Source organism: Pseudomonas sp. 10C3, assembly GCF_036346185.1.
Taxonomy (GTDB): Bacteria; Pseudomonadota; Gammaproteobacteria; order Pseudomonadales; family Pseudomonadaceae; genus Aquipseudomonas.
In genome coordinates this window covers 112360-137255 of sequence record NZ_JASJVE010000018.1, presented here as the reverse complement: position 1 = coordinate 137255, position 24896 = coordinate 112360, and the positions used below count along the sequence as shown (strand labels likewise).

The 24896-nt window shown below is 58.3% G+C and carries 23 protein-coding genes; 18 read left to right on the top strand and 5 right to left on the bottom strand.

From position 1 onward, the window contains the following. The first annotated feature begins 180 nt into the window (after nt 1-180). The 7 genes from hslV (at nt 181) to QN399_RS18650 (ending at nt 7985) form a co-directional block, all read left to right on the top strand. On the top strand, nt 181-711 hold the full coding sequence (gene hslV / locus QN399_RS18680; RefSeq protein ID WP_219063576.1) for an ATP-dependent protease subunit HslV: 531 nt from the start codon (nt 181-183) through the stop codon (nt 709-711). 67 nt (nt 712-778) lie between these two features. Next, entirely contained in the window at nt 779-2116 is a 1338-nt protein-coding gene (hslU, locus tag QN399_RS18675) for an ATP-dependent protease ATPase subunit HslU (protein ID WP_322177445.1), read from the top strand. A 47-nt stretch (nt 2117-2163) separates the two neighbouring features. Beyond that, nucleotides 2164-2547, top strand: a complete 384-nt coding sequence (locus tag QN399_RS18670) for a DUF971 domain-containing protein (RefSeq protein WP_322177444.1) — start codon at nt 2164-2166, stop codon at nt 2545-2547. 343 nt (nt 2548-2890) lie between these two features. Further along, the gene (gene phaC / locus QN399_RS18665; protein WP_322177443.1) at nt 2891-4570 is read left to right on the top strand and encodes a class II poly(R)-hydroxyalkanoic acid synthase; all 1680 of its coding nucleotides are present in this window, start codon (nt 2891-2893) and stop codon (nt 4568-4570) included. 149 nt (nt 4571-4719) lie between these two features. Beyond that, nucleotides 4720-5574, top strand: a complete 855-nt coding sequence (gene phaZ, locus QN399_RS18660) for a poly(3-hydroxyalkanoate) depolymerase (protein ID WP_219063580.1) — start codon at nt 4720-4722, stop codon at nt 5572-5574. 42 nt (nt 5575-5616) lie between these two features. Next, the gene (gene phaC / locus QN399_RS18655) at nt 5617-7299 is read left to right on the top strand and encodes a class II poly(R)-hydroxyalkanoic acid synthase (RefSeq protein WP_322177442.1); all 1683 of its coding nucleotides are present in this window, start codon (nt 5617-5619) and stop codon (nt 7297-7299) included. A 71-nt stretch (nt 7300-7370) separates the two neighbouring features. Then, entirely contained in the window at nt 7371-7985 is a 615-nt protein-coding gene (locus tag QN399_RS18650) for a TetR/AcrR family transcriptional regulator (protein ID WP_322177441.1), read from the top strand. A gap of 121 nt (nt 7986-8106) precedes the next feature. On the opposite strand, the gene QN399_RS18645 is transcribed toward QN399_RS18650, so the two are convergent. From QN399_RS18645 to QN399_RS18635, 3 genes are all read right to left on the bottom strand, one after another. Continuing rightward, nucleotides 8107-8865 (bottom strand): phasin family protein, encoded by a 759-nt coding sequence (locus QN399_RS18645; RefSeq protein ID WP_322177440.1) that lies wholly within the window; start codon nt 8863-8865, stop codon nt 8107-8109. A gap of 10 nt (nt 8866-8875) precedes the next feature. Next, a complete protein-coding gene (locus tag QN399_RS18640; RefSeq protein ID WP_322177439.1) occupies nt 8876-9301 on the bottom strand; it encodes a phasin family protein in 426 nt (141 codons plus the stop codon). 185 nt (nt 9302-9486) lie between these two features. Beyond that, nucleotides 9487-9765 carry a polyhydroxyalkanoic acid system family protein gene (locus QN399_RS18635; protein ID WP_322177438.1) on the bottom strand — a complete coding sequence of 93 codons (279 nt, stop codon included), beginning with the start codon at nt 9763-9765 and terminating at the stop codon, nt 9487-9489. 149 nt (nt 9766-9914) lie between these two features. Here QN399_RS18635 and ubiE point away from each other — a divergent pair, with 149 nt between their 5' ends. From ubiE to QN399_RS18580, 11 genes are all read left to right on the top strand, one after another. After that, nucleotides 9915-10685: a bifunctional demethylmenaquinone methyltransferase/2-methoxy-6-polyprenyl-1,4-benzoquinol methylase UbiE gene (ubiE, locus tag QN399_RS18630; protein WP_219063685.1), complete on the top strand. Its 771-nt coding sequence runs from the start codon at nt 9915-9917 to the stop codon at nt 10683-10685. Then, on the top strand, nt 10685-11308 hold the full coding sequence (locus tag QN399_RS18625) for an SCP2 sterol-binding domain-containing protein (protein ID WP_322177437.1): 624 nt from the start codon (nt 10685-10687) through the stop codon (nt 11306-11308). Before ubiE ends, QN399_RS18625 begins: the two co-directional genes overlap by 1 nt. Beyond that, nucleotides 11305-12924 (top strand): ubiquinone biosynthesis regulatory protein kinase UbiB, encoded by a 1620-nt coding sequence (gene ubiB, locus QN399_RS18620; RefSeq protein ID WP_322177436.1) that lies wholly within the window; start codon nt 11305-11307, stop codon nt 12922-12924. Before QN399_RS18625 ends, ubiB begins: the two co-directional genes overlap by 4 nt. A 69-nt stretch (nt 12925-12993) precedes the next feature. Next, the gene (gene hisI, locus QN399_RS18615; protein ID WP_322177435.1) at nt 12994-13395 is read left to right on the top strand and encodes a phosphoribosyl-AMP cyclohydrolase; all 402 of its coding nucleotides are present in this window, start codon (nt 12994-12996) and stop codon (nt 13393-13395) included. Then, the gene (locus tag QN399_RS18610; protein ID WP_219063589.1) at nt 13388-13720 is read left to right on the top strand and encodes a phosphoribosyl-ATP diphosphatase; all 333 of its coding nucleotides are present in this window, start codon (nt 13388-13390) and stop codon (nt 13718-13720) included. The genes hisI and QN399_RS18610 overlap by 8 nt, the downstream gene beginning before the upstream one ends. A 26-nt stretch (nt 13721-13746) precedes the next feature. After that, complete coding sequence (locus QN399_RS18605; RefSeq protein ID WP_219063590.1) at nt 13747-14010, top strand: twin-arginine translocase TatA/TatE family subunit; 264 nt, start codon at nt 13747-13749, stop codon at nt 14008-14010. Between the two features lie 10 nt (nt 14011-14020). Continuing rightward, nucleotides 14021-14512 carry a Sec-independent protein translocase protein TatB gene (gene tatB, locus QN399_RS18600; protein ID WP_322277897.1) on the top strand — a complete coding sequence of 164 codons (492 nt, stop codon included), beginning with the start codon at nt 14021-14023 and terminating at the stop codon, nt 14510-14512. Continuing rightward, nucleotides 14509-15312 carry a twin-arginine translocase subunit TatC gene (gene tatC / locus QN399_RS18595; RefSeq protein WP_322177433.1) on the top strand — a complete coding sequence of 268 codons (804 nt, stop codon included), beginning with the start codon at nt 14509-14511 and terminating at the stop codon, nt 15310-15312. Before tatB ends, tatC begins: the two co-directional genes overlap by 4 nt. Beyond that, nucleotides 15309-16016 (top strand): 16S rRNA (uracil(1498)-N(3))-methyltransferase, encoded by a 708-nt coding sequence (locus QN399_RS18590; protein ID WP_330201391.1) that lies wholly within the window; start codon nt 15309-15311, stop codon nt 16014-16016. Before tatC ends, QN399_RS18590 begins: the two co-directional genes overlap by 4 nt. A 167-nt stretch (nt 16017-16183) precedes the next feature. Then, on the top strand, nt 16184-18100 hold the full coding sequence (locus QN399_RS18585) for a methyl-accepting chemotaxis protein (protein ID WP_330201390.1): 1917 nt from the start codon (nt 16184-16186) through the stop codon (nt 18098-18100). Nucleotides 18101-18348: 248 nt separating this feature from the next. Beyond that, complete coding sequence (locus QN399_RS18580) at nt 18349-20289, top strand: methyl-accepting chemotaxis protein (protein ID WP_322177430.1); 1941 nt, start codon at nt 18349-18351, stop codon at nt 20287-20289. A 103-nt stretch (nt 20290-20392) separates the two neighbouring features. Here the strand turns inward: QN399_RS18580 and mdoH are convergent, their stop codons facing one another. Next, complete coding sequence (mdoH, locus tag QN399_RS18575; RefSeq protein WP_322277894.1) at nt 20393-22969, bottom strand: glucans biosynthesis glucosyltransferase MdoH; 2577 nt, start codon at nt 22967-22969, stop codon at nt 20393-20395. Then, nucleotides 22962-24854, bottom strand: coding sequence for a glucan biosynthesis protein (locus tag QN399_RS18570; protein WP_322177428.1), 1893 nt, complete (start codon nt 24852-24854; stop codon nt 22962-22964). The genes mdoH and QN399_RS18570 overlap by 8 nt, the downstream gene beginning before the upstream one ends. Nucleotides 24855-24896: the final 42 nt, after the last annotated feature.

The window sequence follows — 24896 nt, the reverse complement described above, 5'->3', positions numbered from 1 at the left end:
CCCAGTGGATCATCCGCGCTCCGTGGGGGCGAGTTCCTGCGCAAAAGCGATCTGCCCAGACAGCCCGTATCCAGATATTTCCATTCACCCCATGACATACCCCATGGTTGAAATGTCAGCCACCACCCCCATATGAGTTTCCATTAGGGCATTTTCGCCCCGCTGCGTGGAGACGCTCCTTTGACCACCATCGTTTCAGTGCGCCGTAACGGCAAAGTCGTCATGGCTGGCGACGGCCAGGTTTCTCTCGGCAATACCGTCATGAAAGGCAACGCGAAAAAAGTTCGCCGCCTGTACCACGGCGAAGTCATTGCCGGTTTCGCCGGAGCCACCGCCGACGCCTTCACCCTTTTCGAACGTTTCGAAGGCCAACTTGAAAAACACCAGGGCCATCTGGTCCGCGCGGCCGTTGAACTGGCTAAAGAATGGCGCACCGACCGTTCCCTGAGCCGCCTGGAAGCCATGCTGGCGGTCGCCAACAAAGATGCATCGCTGATCATCACGGGTAACGGCGATGTCGTTGAACCTGAAGACGGTCTGATTGCCATGGGCTCCGGTGGCCCCTACGCTCAAGCTGCCGCGCGCGCCCTGCTGATGAAAACCGAACTCTCAGCCCGCGAAATTGCCGAAACCGCACTGGGCATCGCTGCCGATATCTGCGTGTTCACCAACCACAACATCACCATTGAGGAGCAGGACCTCGCCGAATAAGCCGTTTCCCATGCCGTTTGCATAAACAGCCATGCGCGCTTTTTTCAGCTAGAGGACCGCCACTACCATGTCTATGACTCCCCGTGAAATCGTCCACGAACTCAATCGCCACATCATTGGCCAGGACGATGCCAAACGCGCCGTCGCCATCGCTTTGCGTAACCGCTGGCGCCGGATGCAGTTGCCTGAAGAACTGCGCGTCGAAGTCACGCCAAAAAACATTCTGATGATCGGCCCGACCGGTGTCGGTAAAACCGAAATCGCCCGTCGCCTGGCCAAACTGGCCAACGCGCCGTTCATCAAGGTCGAAGCGACCAAATTCACCGAAGTCGGCTATGTCGGCCGCGATGTCGAATCGATCATTCGCGATCTGGCCGACGCCGCGATCAAGCTCCTGCGCGAACAGGAAATGACCAAGGTCCGCCATCGCGCCGAAGACGCTGCCGAAGAACGCATCCTCGACGCCCTGCTGCCGCCCGCACGCGCTGGCTTCAACGAAGATGCCGCACCGAGCACCGATTCCAATACCCGTCAGCTGTTCCGCAAGCGCCTGCGTGAAGGCCAGCTGGATGACAAGGACATCGAGATCGAAGTCTCCGAGTCCGTCGGTGTCGATATTTCCGCGCCGCCAGGCATGGAAGAGATGACCAGCCAGCTGCAAAACCTGTTCGCCAACATGGGCAAGGGCAAAAAGAAAAGCCGCAAGCTCAAGGTCAAGGACGCACTGAAGCTGGTCCGCGACGAAGAAGCCGGGCGCCTGGTCAATGAAGAAGAACTGAAAGCCAAGGCGCTGGAAGCGGTTGAGCAGCACGGCATCGTGTTTATCGATGAAATCGACAAGGTCGCCAGACGCGGCAATTCCGGTGGCGTCGACGTGTCCCGCGAAGGCGTGCAACGTGACCTGCTGCCGCTGATCGAAGGCTGCACCGTGAACACCAAGCTGGGCATGGTCAAGACCGACCACATCCTGTTCATTGCTTCCGGGGCGTTCCACCTGAGCAAGCCGAGCGATCTGGTGCCTGAGCTGCAAGGCCGTCTGCCTATCCGCGTTGAACTCAAGGCCCTGACACCGCAGGATTTCGAGCGCATCCTCAGCGAGCCGCATGCGTCGCTGACCGAGCAATACCGCGAACTGCTCAAGACCGAAGGCCTGAACATCGAGTTCTTGCCCGACGGCATCAAGCGCATCGCCGAGATTGCCTGGCAGGTCAACGAGAAGACCGAAAACATCGGCGCGCGTCGTTTGCACACGTTGCTTGAGCGCCTGCTCGAAGAGGTGTCCTTTAGTGCTGCCGACCTGGCCAGCGCGCAAGATGCAGAAACCATCCTGATCAATGCCGACTACGTCAACAGTCACTTGGGCGAACTGGCCAAGGACGAAGACCTCTCGCGGTATATCCTTTAACACGCACTTAACTGGAACCGGCAGGGCCGCTCGCGGCCCTGAACCTCATGGCCAATACCAAGCTCCCCAGCGCAATCAATCTGCACAAAGCTTCGAAAACCCTGACGCTGAAATACGCGCCCGACGAGGAATACCACTTGAGCGCCGAGTTCTTGCGGGTGCACTCACCATCGGCCGAGGTTCAGGGTCATGGCAAACCGATCCTGCAATTTGGCAAGCTCGGCGTGGGCTTGAGCAAAATCGAACCGGCCGGGCAGTACGCACTAAAATTGACCTTCGACGACGGTCATGACAGCGGATTGTTCACCTGGGACTACCTGTACCAATTGGCGCAACGCCAGGAACAGCTGTGGACCGATTATCTTGCCGAGCTGAAAACAGCTGGTAAATCCCGCGACCCCTCCGAGCAAATCATCAAGCTGATGCTCTAGCCCAACCGTCTGACCTTTTAGGGCGACGTTTCTAATTCTGTTTGCTTCAATATTCCTCGCAGAGGCCAACGACTGGCCCTGCTTGCGATTTTTTGAAATCTCGGGTAACCAATAGATCTGGCAAGTTCCCTGCATTCAATCCGTGCAGAGCTGGCGCGTGCGATGACGCAACAGATGAGATCCGGCTGCCGCGAAAAAGACAGGACTCATCTTTGCGCAAACACCTGCCGGGAGCATGTGGTTTAGCCATCATCGGTCACCCGAGCAGTAGTACCGGCAGGCGCCTGTGTCACTGATCCACAGCGATGTCCGGTACTCGTCTCAGGACAATGGAGCGTCGTAGATGAGTATCAAGAACAACGATGACTTGCAGCGCCAAGCCTCGGAAAACACTCTGGGGCTAAACCCCGTGGTCGGCTTGCGGAGTAAAGATTTGCTGACCACTGCTCGGATGGTTCTAACCCAAGCCCTCAGGCAACCTTTCCACAGCGTCAAGCATGTCGCTCATTTCGGTGTCGAACTGAAGAATGTTTTGCTAGGGAAATCCAGTTTGCAACCTGCCAGCGACGACCGTCGATTCGCTGACCCTGCCTGGAGCCAGAACCCGCTGTATCGCCGTTATCTACAAACCTACCTGGCCTGGCGCAAGGAGTTGCACGACTGGATCAGTGACAGCAATCTGTCAGAACAAAACATTAATCGTGGTCACTTTGTAATCAATCTGATGACCGAAGCCATGTCGCCAACCAACAGCGCCGCCAACCCGGCTGCGGTCAAACGGTTTTTCGAAACCGGTGGCAAAAGCCTTCTCGACGGGTTGTCACACTTGGCCAAGGACTTGGTGCATAACGGCGGCATGCCGAGCCAGGTCAATATGGACGCCTTCGAAGTCGGCAAGAGCCTCGGCACCACCGAAGGCTCGGTGGTCTTTCGCAATGACGTGCTTGAACTGATCCAGTACAAACCGATGACCGAACAGGTGCTTGAGCGGCCGTTATTGGTCGTTCCACCGCAGATCAACAAGTTCTATGTGTTCGACCTGAACCCGGATAAAAGCCTGGCACGCTTCTGCCTGCGCGGTGGCGTGCAGACGTTTATCGTCAGTTGGCGCAACCCGACCAAGGCACAGCGGGAGTGGGGCCTGTCGACCTACATCGACGCGCTCAAAGAAGCGGTTGACGTGGTCCGCGCTATCACCGGCAGCAAAGACATCAACATGCTGGGCGCTTGCTCCGGCGGCATCACCTGCACCGCGCTGCTGGGTCACTACGCCGCGCTGGGCGAGCAGAAGGTCCATGCCCTGACCTTGTTGGTCAGCGTGCTGGATACCACCCTCGACAGCGAGGTCGCGCTGTTTGTCGACGAAAAGACCCTGGAATCGGCCAAGCGCCACTCCTATCAAGCGGGCGTACTGGAAGGCCGTGACATGGCCAAGATTTTCGCCTGGATGCGCCCCAATGACCTGATCTGGAATTACTGGGTCAACAATTACCTGTTGGGCAACGAACCGCCAGTCTTCGACATCCTGTTCTGGAACAACGACACCACCCGCCTGCCCGCCGCGTTCCATGGCGACCTGATCGAGATGTTCAAGACCAACCCGCTGATCCGCGCCAACGCCCTTGAAGTGTGTGGCACACCGATCGACCTGAAAAAGGTGACCAGCGATGTGTTTAGCCTGGCAGGCACCAACGACCACATCACGCCATGGGGCTCGTGCTACAAATCGGCCCGTCTATTCGGCGGAAAGACTGAATTCGTACTGTCCAGCAGCGGCCATATTCAAAGCATTCTCAACCCGCCGGGCAACCCCAAGTCACGCTACATGACCAACCCCGAGCTGCCGGTCGATGCCAAAGAGTGGCAAGAGAACTCGACCAAGCACACCGATTCCTGGTGGCTTTACTGGCAAAGCTGGCAAGCAGAGCGCTCAGGTAAATTGAAAAAGGCGCCGAGCGTGCTCGGCAACAAAGCACACCCGGCTGGCGAAGCTGCACCGGGCACTTACGTACACGAACGCTAAACAACAAAACAGGGTGCTGATGGATATCTGGAAGTGCCATCAGCCTCCGACGCGCGGTCACGTGACGAGCAGTAATACGAGGATCACCTCGACCCGTCTGGAAAAGCGCAGGACGGCTTAGCCAGCGGTTTAACCCATAGGGCCCGCGCATGTCGAAACCGTTTGTTTTTCGTACCATCGACCTGGATGGTCACACCATCCGCACGGCCGTCCGCCCAGGCAAGGGTGATATGACACCGTTGCTGATTTTCAATGGCATCGGCGCCAACCTGGAGCTGGTATTTCCGTTCGTCGACGCGCTTGACCCGGACATGGAAGTGATCGCCTTCGATGTGCCGGGTGTCGGCGGCTCTTCCACGCCCAGTCGCCCCTTTCGCTTTCCCGGGCTGGCCAAGCTGACCGCGAGGATGCTCGACTACCTGAATTACGGCCAGGTCAATGTGATCGGGGTGTCGTGGGGCGGCGCGTTGGCGCAACAGTTCGCCTACGACTATCCAGAACGCTGCAAAAAACTGGTGCTCGCCGCGACAGCCGCCGGCGCAGTCATGGTGCCGGGCAAGCCTCGTGTGCTGTGGTTGATGGCCAGCCCACGGCGATATATTCAGCCGTCCCATGTGATACGCATCGCGCCGGAAATCTACGGTGGCGCCTTTCGTCGGGACCCTCACCTGGCCGCCAATCACGCCGCCAAGGTCCGATCGTCGGGCAAGCTGGGTTATTACTGGCAGCTGTTTGCCGGGATGGGCTGGACCAGCATCCATTGGCTGCACAAGATTCGTCAGCCTACATTGATCCTCGCGGGCGACGACGATCCGCTCATTCCTTTGATAAATATGCGCATGCTGGCTTGGCGGATACCCAATGCCCAGCTACACATAATCGATGACGGTCATTTATTTTTGATCACCCGTGCCGAAGCGGTGGCGCCCATCATCATGAAATTCCTACTGGAGGAGCGGCAGCGCGCGGTCATGCATCCGCACCCGACCCCGATTCATCGATAGGTAAAGGGCTTTAGTCATGGCCTGACGAAGGAGTGTTGCCCCATGCGAGACAAGCCAGCGAAGGAATCTGTGCCCACCCCGGCCACATTCATCAATGCGCAAAGCGTCATCAGTGGTTTGCGCGGGCGAGATGTGTTTTCCACGCTGCGTAGCGTGGCCGTCCAAAGCCTGCGTCACCCGGTCCACAGCGCACGTCATGTGCTGGCCCTGGGTGGTCAGTTGGGTCGCGTCATACTGGGTGACAACCTGCACACGCCCAACCCTCGTGACAGCCGCTTCGCGGACCCGACGTGGCTGCAAAACCCCCTCTATCGACGCGGGCTGCAGGCCTATCTGAGCTGGCAGCATCAGCTCAAGAGCTGGATCGATGATAGCGAGATGTCCGAGGATGATCGCGCCCGTGCGCACTTCATCCTGTCCTTGCTCAGCGATGCCCTGTCACCCTCCAACACCCTGCTCAACCCGCTGGCGGTCAAGGAGCTGTTCAACTCCGGCGGCAGCAGCGTATTCAAGGGCATCAGCCACCTGGTCGATGACCTGATGCACAACAATGGCCTGCCCAGCCAGATCACCAAAGATGCATTCGAGGTCGGCAAGACCGTCGCCACCACCCCCGGTGCAGTCGTGTTTCGCAACGAGCTGCTGGAGCTGATGCAGTACAAGCCGATGAGCGAAAAGCAGTACGCTCGGCCTCTGCTGATCGTTCCGCCGCAAATTAACAAGTACTACATTTTCGACCTCAGCCCGGCCAACAGCTTCGTCCAGTACGCACTGAAAAACGGCCTGCAAGTGTTCATGATCAGCTGGCGCAACCCGGATGTGCGTCATCGCGAATGGGGGTTGTCCAGCTACGTCGAAGCCGTCGAAGAAGCGATGAACGTATGCCGCGCCATTACTGGCAGCCGCGAAGTGAACCTGTTGGGTGCCTGCGCCGGCGGCCTGACCATGGCCGCACTGCAAGGCCATCTCCAGGCCAAGCGACAAATGCGCCGGGTCTCCAGCGCAACCTACCTGGTCAGCCTGCTGGACAGCCAGATCGACAGCGCAGCAACCTTGTTCGTCGATGAAGAGACCCTGGAAGCCGCTAAGCGCCGCTCTTACCAGCAAGGTGTGCTTGATGGCCGCGACATGGCCAAAATCTTCGCCTGGATGCGCCCCAACGATTTGATCTGGAATTACTGGGTCAATAACTACCTGCTGGGCAAGGCGCCGCCGCCCTTCGACATCCTCTACTGGAACAACGACAGCACACGCCTGCCGGCCGCCCTGCATGGCGACTTGCTGGACTTTTTCAAATACAACCCACTCAGCCACCCCGGCGGTCTGGAGGTATGCGGCACGCCCGTTGACCTGCAGAAAGTCACCGTCGACAGCTTCAGCGTGGCAGGGATCAATGACCACATCACACCGTGGGACGCGGTCTATCGCTCGACCTTGCTGCTCGGCGGCGACCGGCGCTTCTTGCTGGCCAACAGCGGTCACGTACAAAGCATCCTCAACCCGCCAGGCAACCCCAAATCGAGCTACATCGAAAACGGCAAACTCAGCAGCGACCCCCGGGCCTGGTACTACGATGGAGAAACCGTCGAAGGCAGCTGGTGGCCGAACTGGTTGAACTGGATTCAGCAGCGCTCCGGCGCACAACGAGAAACCCTCATGGCCCTCGGCAACCAGAACTACCCACCGATGGAGGCCGCGCCTGGAACCTATGTGCGTGTGCGCTGAGATGCAAATCCTCTGTGGCGCCGCGAACACACACTGCGTGCATTCCTGATTAACCCACACAAGAAGACCGGATGAAAACACGCGACCGTATCCTTGAATGCGCCTTGCACTTGTTCAACCAACAGGGCGAACCTAACGTCTCGACACTGGAAATCGCTAACGAACTGGGGATCAGCCCCGGCAATCTCTACTACCACTTTCACGGCAAAGAGCCGCTGGTCATGGGCTTGTTCGAGCGTTTCCAGACAGAACTGTCGCCGCTACTCAATCCCCCGGCCAACGCACAGCTCGCGCCGGAAGACTACTGGGTGTTTCTGCACCTGATCGTCGAGCGCCTGTCGTATTACCGCTTCCTGTTCCAGGACCTGTCCAACCTCGCGGGCCGTCTGCCAAAACTGGCACGCGGTATCCGCAACCTGCTCAACGCACTAAAACGCACCCTGGCATCGTTACTGGCACAGCTGAAAGCACAGAGGCAACTGGTCAGCGACACACAAGCGCTGGGGCAACTGGTGGAACAGATCAGCATGACCCTGCTGTTCTCCCTGGACTACCAACGCATCCTCGGCAAAGAAGGCGAAGTACGCGTCGTTGTCTACCAGATCATGATGCTGGTCGCGCCCCACCTGATCCCCGACTCGCGGCAGGGGGTGGAGAAGCTGGCGATGCATTATCTGGAGGAGTAGTTGAAACCGACCACTCCATCACGCAACGACTCGTCACGTGCTGCACTTATGTCTCTCTAACAGGTAACGCACAAACGAAAAAGCCCGACCTTGCGGCCGGGCTTTTGGCAGTCCGTAAAAATCAGGACTGGCTGGCGGGCGTCGACGCAGCGGTCGTTGCTGGCGCAGGGGTTGCCGCTGAAGCAGCAACGGCAGTTGGCGTTGCTGCTACTGCAGGTTTGGCCGCAGCGGGCTTGGGTGCTGCTGCTTTTTTCACTGCGGGTGCTTTCGCTGCTGCGGGCTTGGTGGCGGCTGGTTTAGCTACCGATTTCGCGGCAACAGGCTTGGCAACCGGTTTCGCGGCTGGCTTGGCGGCTGCCGTTTTGGCCGGCGCTTTAGCCGCGGGTTTGGCCACTGCCTTGGCCGTTGCCTTGGCTACGGGTTTAGCCGCAGGTTTTGCAGCGGCTTTGGAGGACACAGGCGTCACCGACGCGCCGGTCAGTTTCTCGATTTGCCTAGTCAGGAGATCGACCTTGCTGTGCAGTGCCTTGACTTCGTTGCGGCTTGGGACACCGAGGCGCGAGATGGCGCTGTTCAGGCGTTTGTCGAAAGCACCTTCGAGCTCGCTCCACTTACCCAGCGCAAGGTCCTTGACGTCGCCCACTCGGGATTTTGCCGATTGCGCTGTTGCCTTCGCTGCATCGACTTGCTTGTCGACGCCGCTCTTGGTCTGCTTTTCGGCCTTCTCGCCGTCTTTGACCAGGGTTTCGAAAAGCTTACTGCCGTCATTGCTGATTTTTGAGTAAGCGCCTAAACCAGCCAGCCAGATTTGACGGGAGTATTTTTCAACCTCGCCAATCCAGGAGCTGCCTTCTTTTTCAATCTTCTTTTTGCCAGCCATCCCGATCTCCTTATTGTTTATGCGCGACACGTTCAAGCAATGCCGTCAGCCCATCGAGCTTAGCAGAGAGTGTCTCAACATCATGTTTAGACGCAATGCCAAACCGATTCAAGGCGCGGCCAACACGGCGGTCAAAAGCCTTCTCGACTTTATGAAGTTGCACTTCGAACTTGCCCTTGACGCCTGCCACGTCGTCTTTGATCGTGTCGATCTCGCTGTTGGCCGCATCGAGCTGCTTGTCGACGATTTTCTTACCCTTTTTTTCAACTTCTTCGCCGGTCTTGATCAAGTCTTTTACATACTCGGCGCCTTCTTGACCGGCCTTGGAGTAGGCACCCAAGCCAGCCAGCCAGATTTTGCGGGCATACAGTTTTACTTCGGAAAGGGCCGTGGCTTGCTCGGCATCAACTTTCTTCTTCAGGGCTACTTTGGCCATGGTGCACCTCACGCTCAAAAAGGTTGGAGGAACTGCCCACGGGTTGATGGGCATGAGCACAAAATAATCAGAAAAATTAGAATGCTCACCCTAGGTTGGTGGCTATTTTGCGGGGGGGGGCGGGCTGTGGAGCGGTAACGCGTTTAATCGATAAACATCACACAGCCGCGAGGGGATTCAGGAATTCAAGCCAGCAGTTCTTTGTCCAGGACCCTCTCCACCTCGGATTTGATCGCGCCGCTCATTGCCGAGAGGAAAAAGTTCAGCTCGATGCTGACCCTGATCAATGTGTCTTCGACCTCGATTTTCCCCTTGGCGCCCTTGCCCTCGAGCTCCACTACATCGCCTGACCATGTCGGTTTCAGCGCATATTTATCCGCCAGCTTGAGCACCAGATGCTCGGCCTTTTCCCGCGCAGCTTCGCGGCCAAGGGCGTGTTCACGTTCAACAGTTATTTGGGCCATGCAAGGACTCCTTGGTCGGTTTCGAGCCACATTCTATATCGCGCCACCATGAGCAGCGAGACCAAGAGGAGATGTCAACCATGAGCCTTGTCAAGACAAAGGCTGCCCCGACGATTAGAATGGCCCCACTTTATTCCGGTGACAGCGATATGAACGATCCGCGCAAAGGCAGCGATGCCGAACCCACCACTCACTTCGGCTACAAAAACGTACCGGAAAGCCAGAAAGCCGAGAAAGTCGCTGAGGTTTTCCACTCCGTTGCGGCCAAGTACGACTTGATGAACGACCTGCTGTCCGGTGGCATGCACCGGTTGTGGAAGCGCTTTGCTATCGAGTTGTCTGGCGTACGCACGGGCAATCGCGTGCTGGACATCGCTGGCGGCACTGGCGATCTGGCAAGAAAGTTTTCGCATCTGGTCGGTCCGACCGGCGAAGTCGTACTGGCGGACATCAACGCCTCGATGTTGAAAGTCGGCCGCGACCGTCTGCTGGACCTGGGTGTGGCTGGCAACGTCAAGTTCGTCCAGGCCGACGCGGAAAAGCTGCCGTTCCCGGACAACCATTTCGACTGCGTGACCATCGCCTTCGGCCTGCGCAACGTGACGCATAAAGAAGACGCCCTGCGCTCGATGCTGCGTGTCCTCAAGCCCGGCGGGCGCTTGTTGGTCCTGGAGTTTTCCAAACCGACCAACGCGCTGATGTCCAAGGCCTACGACGCTTACTCATTCGCGTTCATGCCGCTGATGGGCAAACTGATTACCAATGACTCGGAAAGCTACCGCTATCTGGCGGAGTCGATCCGCATGCACCCGAATCAGGAAACCCTCAAGTCGATGATGGTAGAAGCCGGTTTCGACCGTGTGACCTATCACAACATGACCGCAGGCATCGTTGCCCTGCATCGCGGCATCAAGCCCTGATGTTACTCAGCGGCTTGCTCGCCAGCGTCGAGCTCGGCATCAACCGTGTGCTGCGCATGGACAGCACCGCCCTGCCACGCCTCGAACGCCTGGCAGGCAAGATGATTGCAGTCGATTGCCGTAACCCGGCCTTTCAGCTGTTCATTTTGCCCAGCGATGAAGGCTTGCTGTTGGCGGCACACTGGGCCGCTGAGGCCGACTGTACCCTGCGTGCGCCAGCCTCGAGTTTGCTGCGTCTAGCCCTGAGCCAGGACAAAACCGCCGTACTGCATGGCCCTGAAGTCGAGCTTGAAGGCGACAGCGCCGTATTGCTGGAACTGGTCGGCGTGCTGCAAGACCTTGAGCTGGACTGGGAGTACGAACTCTCGCGCTGGCTCGGTCCGGTCGCCAGTCCTTTGCTCGGGGGCCAACTGCGCAGCAGCGCCCGCTGGACCCGCGACAGCCTGACCAACCTCACGCACAACCTCGCCGACTACCTCAGTGAGGAATCGCGCACCCTGGTCGGCCAACGTGAAGCCGAAGCCCGCTTCGCCGAGCTGGACCAGACCAGGCTCGACCTTGAACGTCTCGAGGCGCGCTTCGAGCGCCTTGCCCTCTCCCTCAAATCCAGCGATAACGCATGAAGCTGCTTGCCGTCCGCCGTCTGTTTCGCATCCAACGCGTCGTGATCCGCTACCGTCTCGATGACTTGTTGTTTGCCCTGCCGCTGCCCTGGTGGATGCTCGCCCTGCGTTATGCCATGCCGTGGCGCTGGTTCCCGCGTAAACCCCTGGAGCTGAGCCGTGGCGCACGCTTGCGCATGGCGCTGCAGGACCTCGGGCCGATTTTCATAAAATTCGGCCAGCTGCTCTCCACCCGCCGCGATCTGCTCCCCGAGGACATCGCCGACGAGTTGATGCACTTGCAGGACCGCGTACCGCCGTTCGATTCGCAGCAGGCCATCGGCCTGATCGAAGAGCAGCTCGGCGCAAAAATCAGTGCCGTGTTCAGCCGCTTCGATGTCGCACCGCTGGCCTCTGCCTCGGTCGCGCAGGTGCATGCCGCGCAGTTGAAAACCGGCGAAGAGGTGGTGGTCAAAGTCGTGCGCCCCGGCCTCAAACCGATCATCAGCCAGGATCTGGCGTGGTTGTTCATACTGGCCCGCGTGGCCGAACGGCTCTCGGCCGATGCACGTCTGCTGCATCCGGTAGAGGTGGTCAGCGATTACGAAAAGACCATCTACGACGAACTCGATTTGTTGCGCGAGGCCGCCAACTCCAGCCAGCTGCGACGCAACTTCGAAGGCTCGCCGCTGCTCTACGTGCCTCAAGTCTATTGGGACTGGTGCCGCCCCAAAGTACTGGTGATGGAGCGCATCTACGGCATTCAGGTCACGGACCTCGCGACCCTGGCCGATCAGCGCACCGACATGAAAATGCTCGCCGAGCGCGGCGTGGAGATTTTCTTCACCCAAGTATTTCGTGACAGCTTCTTTCATGCCGACATGCATCCCGGCAACATTTTCGTCAGCACCGTGCAGCCTTGGAGCCCGCAGTACATCGCCATCGACTGCGGCATCGTCGGCAGCCTGACGCCCGAAGACCAGGACTATCTGGCGCGCAACCTGTTTGCGTTCTTCAAGCGTGACTATCGTCGCGTGGCCCAGTTGCACATCGACTCGGGCTGGGTGCCGGCGCATACCAAGCTCAACGAATTCGAAGCCGCGATCCGCACTGTTTGCGAACCGATTTTCGAGAAGCCGCTTAAAGACATTTCGTTCGGCCAGGTGCTGATGCGTCTGTTCCAGACCGCACGCCGCTTCAACATGGAAGTCCAGCCACAATTGGTGCTGTTACAAAAAACCCTGCTCAACATTGAGGGTCTGGGGCGCCAACTGTACCCGGAACTTGACCTGTGGAGCACCGCTCAACCGTTTTTGGAGCGCTGGATGCGCGAGCGCGTCAGCCCGAAAACCCTGCTGCACAACCTGCACACGCAGGTTGAACAGATACCCCACCTGGCCAACATGACCCGCGACCTGCTGGAGCGCATGTCCAAGCCCCACGCCTCCGCACCGCAGCCCGCGTGGCGTGAGCGTGGCGACGGCTGGGCGTTGCGTCTGACTGGCGCAGGTTTACTGGCAGGCGGCGCGGTACTGGGCTCGACCCTGGCTGCCAGCGGCACGGCCCTGGTCGCGCTGGCAGCATGGCCAGCCTGGGTCATGTTGGTGGCAGGTCTGTATCTGGTCGTGCGCCGATAGCCAGCAGCGCAGGTCGCTGGCACACTATTCAATCGCCGAGGCCTCAAGGCCCGGCTTGCGGAGTCGACGATGAAAGACTGGCTGGACGAGATTCACTGGAACAGCGATGGTTTGGTGCCTGCGATTGCCCAGGACCATGAAACCGGACGCGTGCTGATGATGGCCTGGATGAATCGCGAAGCGCTGAGCTTGACCGCGACCGAGAACCGGGCCATTTATTGGTCGCGTTCCCGTGGCAAACTCTGGCGCAAAGGTGAAGAATCCGGGCATGTGCAGAAGCTTCACGAATTGCGCCTGGACTGCGATGCCGACGTGATTATCCTGAAGGTCGAACAGATCGGCGGGATTGCCTGCCACACGGGTCGTGAAAGCTGCTTCTACCGGGTGTACGACGATGCCGGCTGGAAGGTTGTCGACCCGGTGCTCAAAGACCCGCACGCTATCTATCAGGCAGGACACACACATGACTGACACCCTGGCCCGTCTGGCCGAAGTGCTTGAAGCACGCAAGGGCGCCGCTGCCGACAGTTCTTATGTCGCCAGCCTGTACCACAAGGGTTTGAACAAGATTCTGGAAAAGGTCGGTGAAGAATCGGTCGAAACCATCATCGCTGCCAAGGATGCCGCCATCAGCGGTGATTGCAGTGATGTCATCTATGAGACCGCGGACCTGTGGTTTCACAGCATGGTGATGCTTGCAGCTTTGGGTCAGCATCCGCAAGCTGTACTCGATGAACTGGATCGGCGCTTCGGGCTGTCCGGGCACGCTGAAAAAGCCGCACGCTCTGCCGACTAAACACGCACCTCGAGGAGGAAAGTTTCATGGGTATTTTTGACTGGAAACACTGGCTCATCATTTTGGTTGTCGTCGTATTGGTGTTCGGCACCAAGAAACTCAAAGGCTTGGGTACGGATGTTGGCGAATCAATCAAAGGCTTCCGCAAAGCCATGAACGATGAAGAGAAACCTGCTGAACAGCAGCCGCCGATGCAACCGCAGCAGGCGCCTCAGGGTTCGACCCTGCATGAGCCACAGACCATCGACGCGCAAGCACATAAAGTCGAAGAGCCAATCCGCAAAGACTAGGTCGTGTTGAATGTTTGGTATCAGCTTCTCTGAACTGCTGCTCGTCGGCCTCGTTGCCCTGCTGGTGCTTGGCCCCGAGCGCCTGCCGGGTGCTGCACGTACTGCTGGCCTTTGGGTCGGGCGGCTGAAGCGCAGCTTCAATGCGATCAAACAGGAAGTCGAGCGCGAAATCGGTGCCGATGAAATTCGTCGGCAGCTGCACAACGAGCACATTCTGTCGTTAGAGCAGGAAGCCAAAAAGATTTTCGCGCCGCAACAGGCACCGGTCGAGCCCGTCGCGACGGTCAGCCCGCCAGTCGAGGCACAGACCATCGCGCCGCCGACACCGGCATCGCAGCCGGAAACGCCCGTCGTCGCGACTGAACCGGTTGCCGTTGTCCCGGTCCCCGTTGCTCCAGCAGCTCCAGCAGCTCCAGCCGAGGCTGCCCCGGTCGCACACGTCAGCCCGGTGCCAAGCGCACCGCCCGTCAACGATTCTTCTTTGCCACCGCGAGCCCCATGAGCGCTGATATCCCGGAAAACGATCAGCAAATGCCGCTGATCTCGCACCTCACCGAGCTGCGCACACGCCTGTTGCGTTGCGTTGTGGCAATTTTCCTGATCTTTGCCGGGTTGTTTTACTTCACCCAAAAGATCTACACCCTGGTTTCCGCACCTCTGCGGGTGTATTTGCCCGAAGGCGCGACGATGATCGCCACCGACGTGGCCTCGCCGTTCCTGACACCGTTCAAGCTGACCATGATGTGCTCGCTGTTTCTGGCGATGCCGGTGATCCTGCACCAGATATGGGGCTTTATTGCACCCGGTCTGTACAAGCATGAAAAGCGCGTCGCCGTGCCGCTGCTGGTTTCGAGCATTATCCTGTTCTATTCAGGCATGGCCTTCGCGTACTTTTTGGTGTTCCCGCTGATTTTCCACTTCTTCGCCAGCGTGACCCCGGAAGGCGTTTCGATGATGACTGACATCGCCAGTTACCTGGACTTTGTCATGACCTTGTTCTTCGCCTTCGGTGTCGCTTTCGAGATCCCGGTAGCGGTGGTGTTGCTGGTATGGATCGGCATCGTCGATGTCAAATACTTGAAAAAAATGCGCCCGTACGTGGTCATTGGCTGCTTCGTGGTCGGCATGATTCTGACACCGCCGGACATCTTTTCGCAGACGTTGCTTGCGGTGCCAATGTGGCTGCTGTTCGAGATCGGCGTGTTGTGCAGCGGATTGATCGTCAAGCGTGGCGATCACCCGGATGACCAGACGGATGAGGACTCTGACAAACACGACCAGCCGCCTGCGACCCAGCCGTGAACCTGCTGCTGCTCGAAAAAGCTGACTTTATCGCAGCTGACAGAGTCATCCTGCGCGACCGCCGCCTGAAGCACATGCAAGAGGTGCATCGCGCAGTCGTTGGCGACAGCCTGCGTGTAGGCCGCATCGGTGGTTTGCTAGGTACTGGCGAATTGCTGCGCCTGGAAAGCCATGAAGCCGAATTGCAGATCAGCCTTGATCGCGCGCCACCGGCCAAACTGCCCCTGACCCTGCTGCTGGCCTTACCCAGGCCGAAGATGCTGCGCCGGGTGTTTCAGACAATCGCAACCATGGGCGTGCCCAGAGTGATTCTACTCAACAGCTATCGGGTGGAAAAAAGCTTCTGGCAAACACCGTTTCTGGAGCCCGAAGCCATCCGTGAACAGCTTGTATTGGGTCTGGAACAGGCACGCGATTGCGTACTGCCAGAGATTCTGATCGAAAAACGCTTCAAGCCGTTCGTCGAAGACCGTCTGCCTCAGCTGGTTGAAGGCAGCCTGGGTCTGGTCGGTCATCCGGGTGACTACCCTGCCTGCCCGCGCGGCACCGATCAGTCCATCACATTGGCCATCGGCCCGGAAGGCGGCTGGATCCCCTACGAAATCGACTTGTTGAGCAAGGCTGGCCTCCAGCCGGTCCAGCTCGGCGAACGCATCCTGCGGGTCGAAACCGCTGTCACGGCCCTGCTCGCCCGCCTGTTCTAAAGAAGATTCCCACATCGATCTTCAAGACTCGATTTACGACGCAGCATGGAGCAATGGTCGAAATCTCCTACGCAATTAGTCCGACTTTATCGACCAACGCGCTTCAGTTCCGATCCCTGCAGCCGATGCAGGAGGACGCTATAACAAGTTCACCTCAGGGAGCCGTCATGTACAGTTGGTTAGTCCGAAGCCTCGGAAATATAAGTGTCAGCCTGAAACTGGGTATCGGCTTCGGTCTGGTGCTGTTGCTCACAATCGTTATCACCCTTACGGGCTGGCTGAGCATGACCTCGCTGATTGATCGGGGTGACAAGCTGGCGTCGATCACCCAACTCAATGACTTGAACAGGGACCTGCGTGTCGCCCGACAACATTACGAAGCACAACCTAGCGCCGAGTCCGCAGCCGCGGTAACTGGCGTTCTCGATAAGGTCGAGCAAAATCTGCGCACTGCAACAACCAAGATTCAGAACAAGGCTGATCAGGACATGCTTGATCAGCAGAGCCAGGCCAGCGCAAGCTACCGTCGCGCTTTCGCCGACATGACCCAAGCCATTCAAACCCGGGAAGCGAGTCGCGTGAATCTGGGCGCTACCGCCGACCGTGCCGTGGAGCATGTCTCCGGCATCGAAGAATCGTTGCTCAAGGGCGATAGCATTCTGGCGTTCAACGGTGTTGTGGAACTGAGCAAGCTGATCCAGCAGGCACGCTTTGAGGTGCGCAGCTACACCTACAGTGGCAAGCCTGAGTTCGAGCAAAACGCCAACACCGCTATCGACGCCGCGCTGACCGGACTTAACACGCTGCCGGGCTCGATACCGTCCGAGTATCTGGGCAAACTCAAAGACGCCAGCGATGCCCTCAAGGCCTATCGCGGTGCCGTGGGCCAATACCGTGATGCCCAACTGCTGAACCAGCAAGCGCTGGCAAAAATGTCGGGGCTGGGTGATAGCCTGCTGACACTCAGCAGCCAACTGTCTGCTTCACAAAACCTCAAGCGCGATGCTGATAGCGCTCAAGCTCGCTCCATGCTCGGCATCGCAACGGCCCTGGCACTGCTGTTCGGTGTCATTGCGGCTTGGGCTATCACCCGCCAGATCGTCACCCCGCTGCTGCACACGCTCCACGTCGTGGAACGTGTCGCTTCAGGTGATTTGAGCCAGGATTTACACGTCGAGCGCAAGGACGAGATAGGCCAGTTGCAGAACAGTATTCAGCGCATGACCGTCAACTTGCGTGCCTTGATTGGGGGCATCAGCGACAGTGTGACGCAAATAGCCAGCGCCGCTGAAGAGTTGTCCGCTGTGACCGAACAAACCAGTGCCGGGGTTAACAGCCAGAAGGTCGAAACCGATCAGGTGGCCACGGCCATGCACGAAATGACGGCCACTGTTCAGGAGGTCGCGCGCAATGCCGAAGAAGCGTCTGAAGCCGCCGTTGCCGCTGATCAACAGGCGCGTGAAGGCGACCGGGTGGTCAAGGAGGCCATCACCCAAATCGAACGTCTGGCCAGTGAAGTCGGCAACTCCACCGACGCGATGACTGAACTCAAGCGTGAAAGCGACAAGATTGGCAGTGTGCTCGACGTGATCAAATCGGTTGCGCAACAGACCAACCTCCTGGCGCTCAACGCCGCCATTGAAGCCGCGCGAGCAGGGGAAGCCGGTCGTGGTTTCGCCGTGGTGGCCGATGAAGTGCGCAGCCTTGCCCAGCGCACGCAAAAATCCACCGAAGAGATCGAGGCGCTGATCGCCGGCCTGCAAAAAGGCACCCAGCACGTGGCGACCATCATGGACAACAGCCGCAGCCTGACCGTCAGCAGTGTCGAACTGACGCGCCGAGCCGGCAGCTCGCTGGAGAATATTGCTCGCACCGTGTCAGCGATCCAGGGCATGAACCAGCAAATCGCCGCCGCAGCCGAACAACAAAGCGCTACCGCCGAAGAGATCAACCGCAGCGTATTGAACGTACGCGACGTCTCCGAGCAAACCTCCGCAGCCAGTGAAGAAACCGCAGCATCCAGTGTCGAACTGGCGCGACTGGGCAACCATCTACAAATGTTGGTGGGCAAGTTCAGGGTGTAAAACAACACATATCTGTAGGAGCAGACTTGTCTGCGAAGACCAGACAACCAGGTCGGCCAGACACCGCGCTGCTGGGCCTTCGCAGACAAGACGGTCCAGTCCCTCCTACAGCGCATGTGACATCTATCAGTTATTTTCAGACTTTTCCTACGACCTGTTCAGGTCGAGCGACCCCTTCCCCTGCCGATGCGTTAACCAGGCACAACGATGTTTTGCCTTCTTTTCGCATCCCTTGCAGGAGAACTCTCATGTTCCGAACCCTGACCCAGGCTCTGGGTAATACAAGCGTCAAGCTTAAACTCGCACTGGGCTTCGGCCTGGTCTTACTGCTGACTCTGGCGATCACCGTGACGGGCTGGCATGCGCTCGACACCATGATCGACCGCTCCGAAAAGCTGACGGGCATCGGCCAGTTGACCAACGCGAGCAAGGACCTGCGGATTGAGCGGATCACCTTTCGCGTTGAAAATACACCGGAGAGTGCCGCCACAGTGCTAAAGCGCCTTAACGAACTCCAAGTACAGCTCAATGCGTTACGCAGCACCATGGACGACCCGGTCAGCCTCGCGTTGCTATCGAACCAGAGTGAGACGGTACGCAGCTTTGAAAGGACCTTCACCGAACTTGGGCAGACATTGAAGGCACGCGGCAACATCCGCGAACTGCTTGAGCAACAATCCGTGCAGGCCATGAAAACGGTGGCACAGGTGGAAACCGAGGTACTGAAGGCCGTCAGCCAAGAGCAGGACAGCAACGAACGGCTGGGCGAATTTACCAACATCTCTCAGCTGCGGCAGCAGATCGAGGCTGCGCGCTATCAAGTGCAGGCTTATACCTTCAGCGGTCAGGAGCGATATGAACTTGCGGCGATTGCAGCCATCAATGAAGCACTCAAAGAGGTTAGCCAGATATCCGAGGATCAAGCCGACGCCAATGTCTCCGGGCTGCAACAAGCCAATCAGACTTTACAGAACTATCGCGACAAACTAAGCCAATTCAAAGACATTCAGATCAAGGCCGAGGCCGCACAAGAGAGCATGGAAGCGCTGGGTAACACGTTGCTCGCCTCCAGCGCCGAGCTGAGTAACCGCCAGACCGCTCAGCGCGATACCGAGGCGGCGCGGGCGCGCACCACCTTGATCAGCGTTGCCTCTATGGCGCTGCTGTTCGGGCTCTTTGCTGCTTGGCTAATAACACGACAGATCATCGTCCCCCTGCAACAAACACTGACTGCGGCCGGACGCATTGCTCAAGGCGACTTGAGCAAAGACCTGGTCATCGAGCGCCGCGATGAAATGGGCCAACTGCAGGCCAGCATGCAGCAAATGACCCTGAGCCTGCGTGAGCTGATCGGCGGAATTGGCGACGGTGTTTCGCAAATCGCCAGCGCCGCAGAGCAGTTGTCTGCGGTGACGGCGCAGACCAGTGTCGGCGTGAACAGCCAAAAAGATGAAACCGATCAGGTCGCCACCGCCATGAACGAGATGACAGCAACTGTACGGGAGGTCGCCCGCAATGCCGAGGAAGCGTCGAACGCCGCAGTCCAGGCCGATCAGCAGGCCCGCGAGGGCGACAAAGTGGTAGCTGAAGCCATTACCCTGATTGAGAGTCTGGCCGTTGAGGTCGGCAACTCAACCGTGGCGATGAACCAACTCAAGCTGGAAAGCGATAAAATTGGCAGCGTGCTCGACGTGATCAAATCAGTGTCGCAGCAAACCAATCTGCTGGCCCTGAACGCCGCCATTGAAGCCGCACGCGCCGGTGAAGCGGGCCGTGGTTTCGCAGTGGTTGCGGACGAGGTGCGCAGCCTGGCGCAACGCACCCAGCAATCCACCGAAGAGATCGAAGAGCTGATCGCCGCCTTGCAGAACGGCACCCAGCAGGTGGTAACCACGTTGGACAACAGCCGCACCCTGTCGGACAGCAGCGTCGAATTGAGCCGTCGGGCCGGCGGCGCCCTGGAACACATCACGCTCACTGTCTCGACCATCCAGAGCATGAACCAGCAGATCGCGACCGCAGGGGAGGAACAAAGCGCCGTCGCCGAGGAAATCACCCGCAGCGTACTGAACGTGCGTGATATCGCCGAACAGACGGCAGCGGCCAGCGAGGAAACGGCAGCGTCAAGTGTCGAACTGGCGCGATTGGGGACTCATTTGCAGGGGCTGGTGGGGCGGTTTCGGGTGTAGGTGCAGCGTCGAAAACGGAGCGAAATCGTCTACACGCTGTTTATTCCATTCCAAAAAAAACGCCCTTGAGGAGTGACCTCAAGGGCGCTTTTTTACCGCGCTATCAGGCGTTAGCCAGTTGGTGCGGGGCAACATGGGTGGCAGGTTGCAACGGCAGCAGAGGCGCATGCGGATCGGCTTCGATCGACTGACGCCACGCGGCGAGCCACTCAGGATGACCTTCGCTCCAGACCTGTTCATGCAGTCGCGCCAAGGCTACCGGGTCACTCAACAGCATCAGGCGTTCCTGGTTGCTGAGTTTATCCGGCCCGACTTTCATCGCCTGACGAACCCGCTCGATGCGCGTCCATTCAATCGGCTCGGACTGCGTGTGCCGCGACGTCGCCAAGGCGCATGCCAGTGCGTTCTGCTGTGGATCGACCACGGCCCGAATGAAGCCCTGTTTCAACGCATGCCAACGGTTTTCATGGGTGTAATGATCGGTCGCGACCAGCTCTTTTGGCGGCGCGTACTCTTCAGGGATCAGGAAGAGTTTCTCGTCCCGCGCCTTGAGGCCCAAACCGACCCGGCTGGAAATCACCGAAACCGGAATCGACAGCATCAACGAGCCGACAATCGGGGCCAGCCACCATAGGAAGCTTGGGTTCAGCGAGGCGACCAGCAGACCCCAGCACAAACCCAAAAGCGTTTGCGGACCGTGGCGCTTGACCGCTTCGCTCCATGGCGTGGAGTCATCGTCACGCTGCGGCGAGTTCCAGGTCGCGGCCCAACCGAGGAACGCGGCCAGTACGAAGCGCGTGTGGAACAGCATGCGGACCGGTGCCAACAGCACCGAAAACAGCATTTCCATCAGCATCGACAGGGTCACTTTGATCCGACCGCCAAAACCTACCGAACCCTTGGCCCAGATCAGAATAATGCTGAGCAGTTTGGGCAGGAACAGCAACACGATGGTGGTCGAGAACAGCGCGACAGCTTTGTCCGGGTGCCATTGTGGCCACAACGGATACAGCTGACGTGGCTCCATGAAGTACTGCGGCTCCATGAGCGTGTTAACCGCCAACAAGGCAGTCGACAGCACAAGGAAGAAGAACCATAACGGTGCCGACAGGTACGACATCACCCCGGTCAGGAACACCGCACGGTGTACCGGGTGCATACCTTTGACCAAGAACAGCCGGAAGTTCATCAAGTTACCGTGACACCAACGGCGGTCACGCTTGAGTTCATCCAACAGGTTAGGCGGCAACTCTTCGTAACTGCCGGGCAAATCATAAGCAATCCACACGCCCCAACCGGCACGGCGCATCAGCGCGGCTTCGACGAAGTCGTGAGACAGAATAGCCCCGGCGAAAGCCCCTTTACCGGGCAACGGCGCCAAGGCGCAGTGCTCGATGAACGGCTTCATGCGGATGATCGCGTTGTGCCCCCAGTAGTGGGATTCGCCCAACTGCCAGAAGTGCAAACCGGCGGTAAACAGCGGCCCGTACACACGGGTAGCGAACTGCTGCATGCGCGCATACAGCGTGTCCATGCCCGACGCGCGTGGCGCGGTCTGGATAATGCCGGCGTCCGGGGTGGCTTCCATCAAACGCACCAGACTGGTCAGGCATTCACCGCTCATGACGCTGTCGGCATCGAGCACGACCATGTAGCGGTATTCACCGCCCCAGCGACGGCAGAAGTCATCGAGGTTGCCGCTTTTGCGTTTTACCCGACGACGACGGCGACGATAGAAGATCTTGCCGAAGCCTTCGCTTTCACGGCAGACCTCAAGCCAGGCCTGCTGTTCGGCGACGGCGATATCGGAGTCGTTGGTATCACTGAGGACGAAAAAGTCAAAGCGGTCCAGGTCGCCCGTGGCGGCTACCGATTCAAAAGTAGCGCGCAGACCGGCGAACACACGAGGAACGTCTTCATTACAGATCGGCATCACGATGGCGGTACGAGCACCGGCTTCGATGGGTTCGTTACCTGCGCTGGCCCCGGAAATGCGGTATTTGTCATGCCCGGTGAGCAATTCGAGAAAGCCCATCAACGCCGTCCAGAAGCCGGCCGAGACCCAACAGAACAAAATCCCGAACAGCAATAGAATGCTGGTCTGCAAGGCATAGGGCAGCACTTGCACCGCAGTCTGGAACAATGTCTGGCGAGTGATTTCATCCAGTGACACGAAGGACCAGCCTTGGTAAGGCATGATCCCTTTCATGTACCAAGTGGCAACGACGGTTTGACCCAGCATCAGCACCAGCAAGATGTAACGGCGCAATGAGCCGACAAAACGCCAGCGTGCCGAAGGCAGCTCGCGCTGGGGCGGTGAGGGAAGATTCTTGCGACCCATCAGACGGCGCCAGCCACGCACCAGGATATTGGTGCGCCATGGCTCAGGGATGACTTTGGTACGACGAATCGGCGGCGTGGCTTTCAGGCAGACCCGACCACTGGCGTCGAGGACGAGCATTTCAGCTTCTTCCAGCTCGTCAGCGGTGGTCAATGTCAAACGACGGCCAACCGAAGCCTGAGCGGCCTCGGCGCTATCGGTGAATGGCTGCGTTGAAAGACGCTGGTGCAGCTCGGTGAACGAGGTGCAGCTGGCGAGTTCCGCCCGCTGCTCATCGCTCATCGGCAAATGTGCCAGGTACTCGGTCAGAGACTCTGGCACAGACTGGACATTACTCATCGGCAGGCAACTGATAGCTCCAGGTCTCGGTCAAGATTTGTACATTCTTGGCCGGTTCCGGATTAGTGGGGGCAGTCTCGGCTTCAGGCTGCGGGATCTGTTTGCCATCTTTGTCTTTCGCGACATCGGCCTTCGCTACTTCTGCTTTTGCAGCGTCTGCTTTTGTCGAGTCGGCCTTCGCTACGTCTGCTTTTGTGGAGTCGCCTTTCGCCTCGGCGGGTTTAGCCGTGTCAGCCTTGACTATGACGGTTTTCTCTTCTTTCGGAGCCACTTTGCTCTCGACCTTCTTCTCTACTTTCTTATCTGCTTTGTCAGCAACAATTGCCGCAGGTTCCTTACCAGGCTCGGCAGGAACTTCACGAAGCAGATAAGCGCGCATGTCGATCGACTTGCCCGAATCTTTGGCTTTCAGGCGCAACGTCAGACGCCAGCCTTTGGTCACCGGGTTGTAGCGCAGATTGTTTTCTACCAACTCAGTGTTGTCGTCAGTGGTCACTTGGCTGCGGATCGCCGGGTCTTCACCCAGTTTTGCGAGCACCGGGCCTTCGAAGTCGACCAGGAAAGCCACACTGCCGTCAGGCTGACGGATCAGATTGGACTGTTTGACGTCACCTGTAGAGCGCAGGGTCTGCTTGACCCAGCCCAGATCAGGGGAATGGATGGAGCTTTCGTCCATGGTCCAGTGCAGGCGATAGTTGAACTCCATCGGCTGGCCTGGCTCAGGAATGACTTCCGGCTTCCAGAACGCAACGATGTTGTCGTTGGTTTCGTCGGCAGTCGGGATTTCTACCAGATCAACGGTGCCTTTGCCCCAGTCGCCTTTCGGTTCGATCCAGGCACTTGGGCGTTTGTCATAACGATCATCCAGGTCTTCGTAGTGGCTGAAGTTACGGCCACGCTGAAGCAGACCGAAGCCACGCGGGTTTTCCACCGAGAAGCTGCTGACCGCGAGGTGTTTCGGGTTGTTCAACGGACGCCAGATCCACTCGCCATTGGCGGCCTGAATCGACAGACCGCTGGAGTCATGCAGTTCGCGGCGATAGTTCAGTACTTTGGACGGCTGATTGGCGCCGAACAGGTACATGCTGGTCAGTGGAGCGACGCCCAGTTTGCCAACTTTATCGCGCAGGAACATGCGCGACTTGACGTCGACGAGGGTGTTGGTGCCCGGACGCAAGGTCAGTTGATAGGCGCCTGTCGCACGTGGAGAGTCCAGCAGTGCAAAGATCACCAGATGGTTGTCGTCCGGTTGTGGACGCTCGATCCAGAACTCGGTGAAACGCGGGAACTCCTCACCCGATGGCATTGCGGTGTCGATAGCCATACCGCGCGCAGACAAGCCGTAGACCTGACCTTTGCCAATCACGCGGAAGTAGCTCGCGCCCAGCATCGTCATGATCTCGTCGTTCTTATCATCTTTATTGATCGGGTAAAGCACGCGAAAGCCTGCGTAACCGAGTTTTTCGGTGGCTTTCGGGTCGAACTTCATGTCGCCAAAATCGAACCGGCCAGGGTCGTACTTGAATTCCTGTACATCGGTCGCCGTGACTTCATTGATTTTGACCGGCGTGTCGAAGTGCATGCCCTGGTGATAAAAGGACAGCTTGAAGGGTGTCTTTTCCCCAGCCCACACGCCCTTTTCTTGAAGAAAACGGATTTTTTGATAATCCGCGAACTTCATGTCGCGAAATTCGTTCGGCAGATTGCTCTTCGGAGCTTCGTACTTCTGCCCGGCCATGTCTTTGGCCTTGGCCGCAACATCGTCCAGGCTGAACGCCCAAAGCTGGCCTGCGCTGAACAGACAGATCAGTGCAGAACCTGCCAACAGGGCACTACGTAACCGTTTACCGGGTTTCATTGGAGCAATACAGGGACTAACAATCACGAGCAACCCTCGCCGAAAAACAGATCATAAAACCAACGGCCA

Coding starts and splice junctions, on each gene's coding strand:
- hslU (WP_322177445.1), top strand. CDS start 779: ATGTCTATGACTCCCCGTGAAATCGTCCACGAACTCAATCGCCACATC.
- QN399_RS18670 (WP_322177444.1), top strand. CDS start 2,164: ATGGCCAATACCAAGCTCCCCAGCGCAATCAATCTGCACAAAGCTTCG.
- phaC (WP_322177443.1), top strand. CDS start 2,891: ATGAGTATCAAGAACAACGATGACTTGCAGCGCCAAGCCTCGGAAAAC.
- phaZ (WP_219063580.1), top strand. CDS start 4,720: ATGTCGAAACCGTTTGTTTTTCGTACCATCGACCTGGATGGTCACACC.
- phaC (WP_322177442.1), top strand. CDS start 5,617: ATGCGAGACAAGCCAGCGAAGGAATCTGTGCCCACCCCGGCCACATTC.
- QN399_RS18650 (WP_322177441.1), top strand. CDS start 7,371: ATGAAAACACGCGACCGTATCCTTGAATGCGCCTTGCACTTGTTCAAC.
- QN399_RS18645 (WP_322177440.1), bottom strand. CDS start 8,865: ATGGCTGGCAAAAAGAAGATTGAAAAAGAAGGCAGCTCCTGGATTGGC.
- QN399_RS18640 (WP_322177439.1), bottom strand. CDS start 9,301: ATGGCCAAAGTAGCCCTGAAGAAGAAAGTTGATGCCGAGCAAGCCACG.
- QN399_RS18635 (WP_322177438.1), bottom strand. CDS start 9,765: ATGGCCCAAATAACTGTTGAACGTGAACACGCCCTTGGCCGCGAAGCT.
- ubiE (WP_219063685.1), top strand. CDS start 9,915: ATGAACGATCCGCGCAAAGGCAGCGATGCCGAACCCACCACTCACTTC.
- QN399_RS18625 (WP_322177437.1), top strand. CDS start 10,685: ATGTTACTCAGCGGCTTGCTCGCCAGCGTCGAGCTCGGCATCAACCGT.
- ubiB (WP_322177436.1), top strand. CDS start 11,305: ATGAAGCTGCTTGCCGTCCGCCGTCTGTTTCGCATCCAACGCGTCGTG.
- hisI (WP_322177435.1), top strand. CDS start 12,994: ATGAAAGACTGGCTGGACGAGATTCACTGGAACAGCGATGGTTTGGTG.
- QN399_RS18610 (WP_219063589.1), top strand. CDS start 13,388: ATGACTGACACCCTGGCCCGTCTGGCCGAAGTGCTTGAAGCACGCAAG.
- QN399_RS18605 (WP_219063590.1), top strand. CDS start 13,747: ATGGGTATTTTTGACTGGAAACACTGGCTCATCATTTTGGTTGTCGTC.
- tatB (WP_322277897.1), top strand. CDS start 14,021: ATGTTTGGTATCAGCTTCTCTGAACTGCTGCTCGTCGGCCTCGTTGCC.
- tatC (WP_322177433.1), top strand. CDS start 14,509: ATGAGCGCTGATATCCCGGAAAACGATCAGCAAATGCCGCTGATCTCG.
- QN399_RS18585 (WP_330201390.1), top strand. CDS start 16,184: ATGTACAGTTGGTTAGTCCGAAGCCTCGGAAATATAAGTGTCAGCCTG.
- QN399_RS18580 (WP_322177430.1), top strand. CDS start 18,349: ATGTTCCGAACCCTGACCCAGGCTCTGGGTAATACAAGCGTCAAGCTT.
- mdoH (WP_322277894.1), bottom strand. CDS start 22,969: ATGAGTAATGTCCAGTCTGTGCCAGAGTCTCTGACCGAGTACCTGGCA.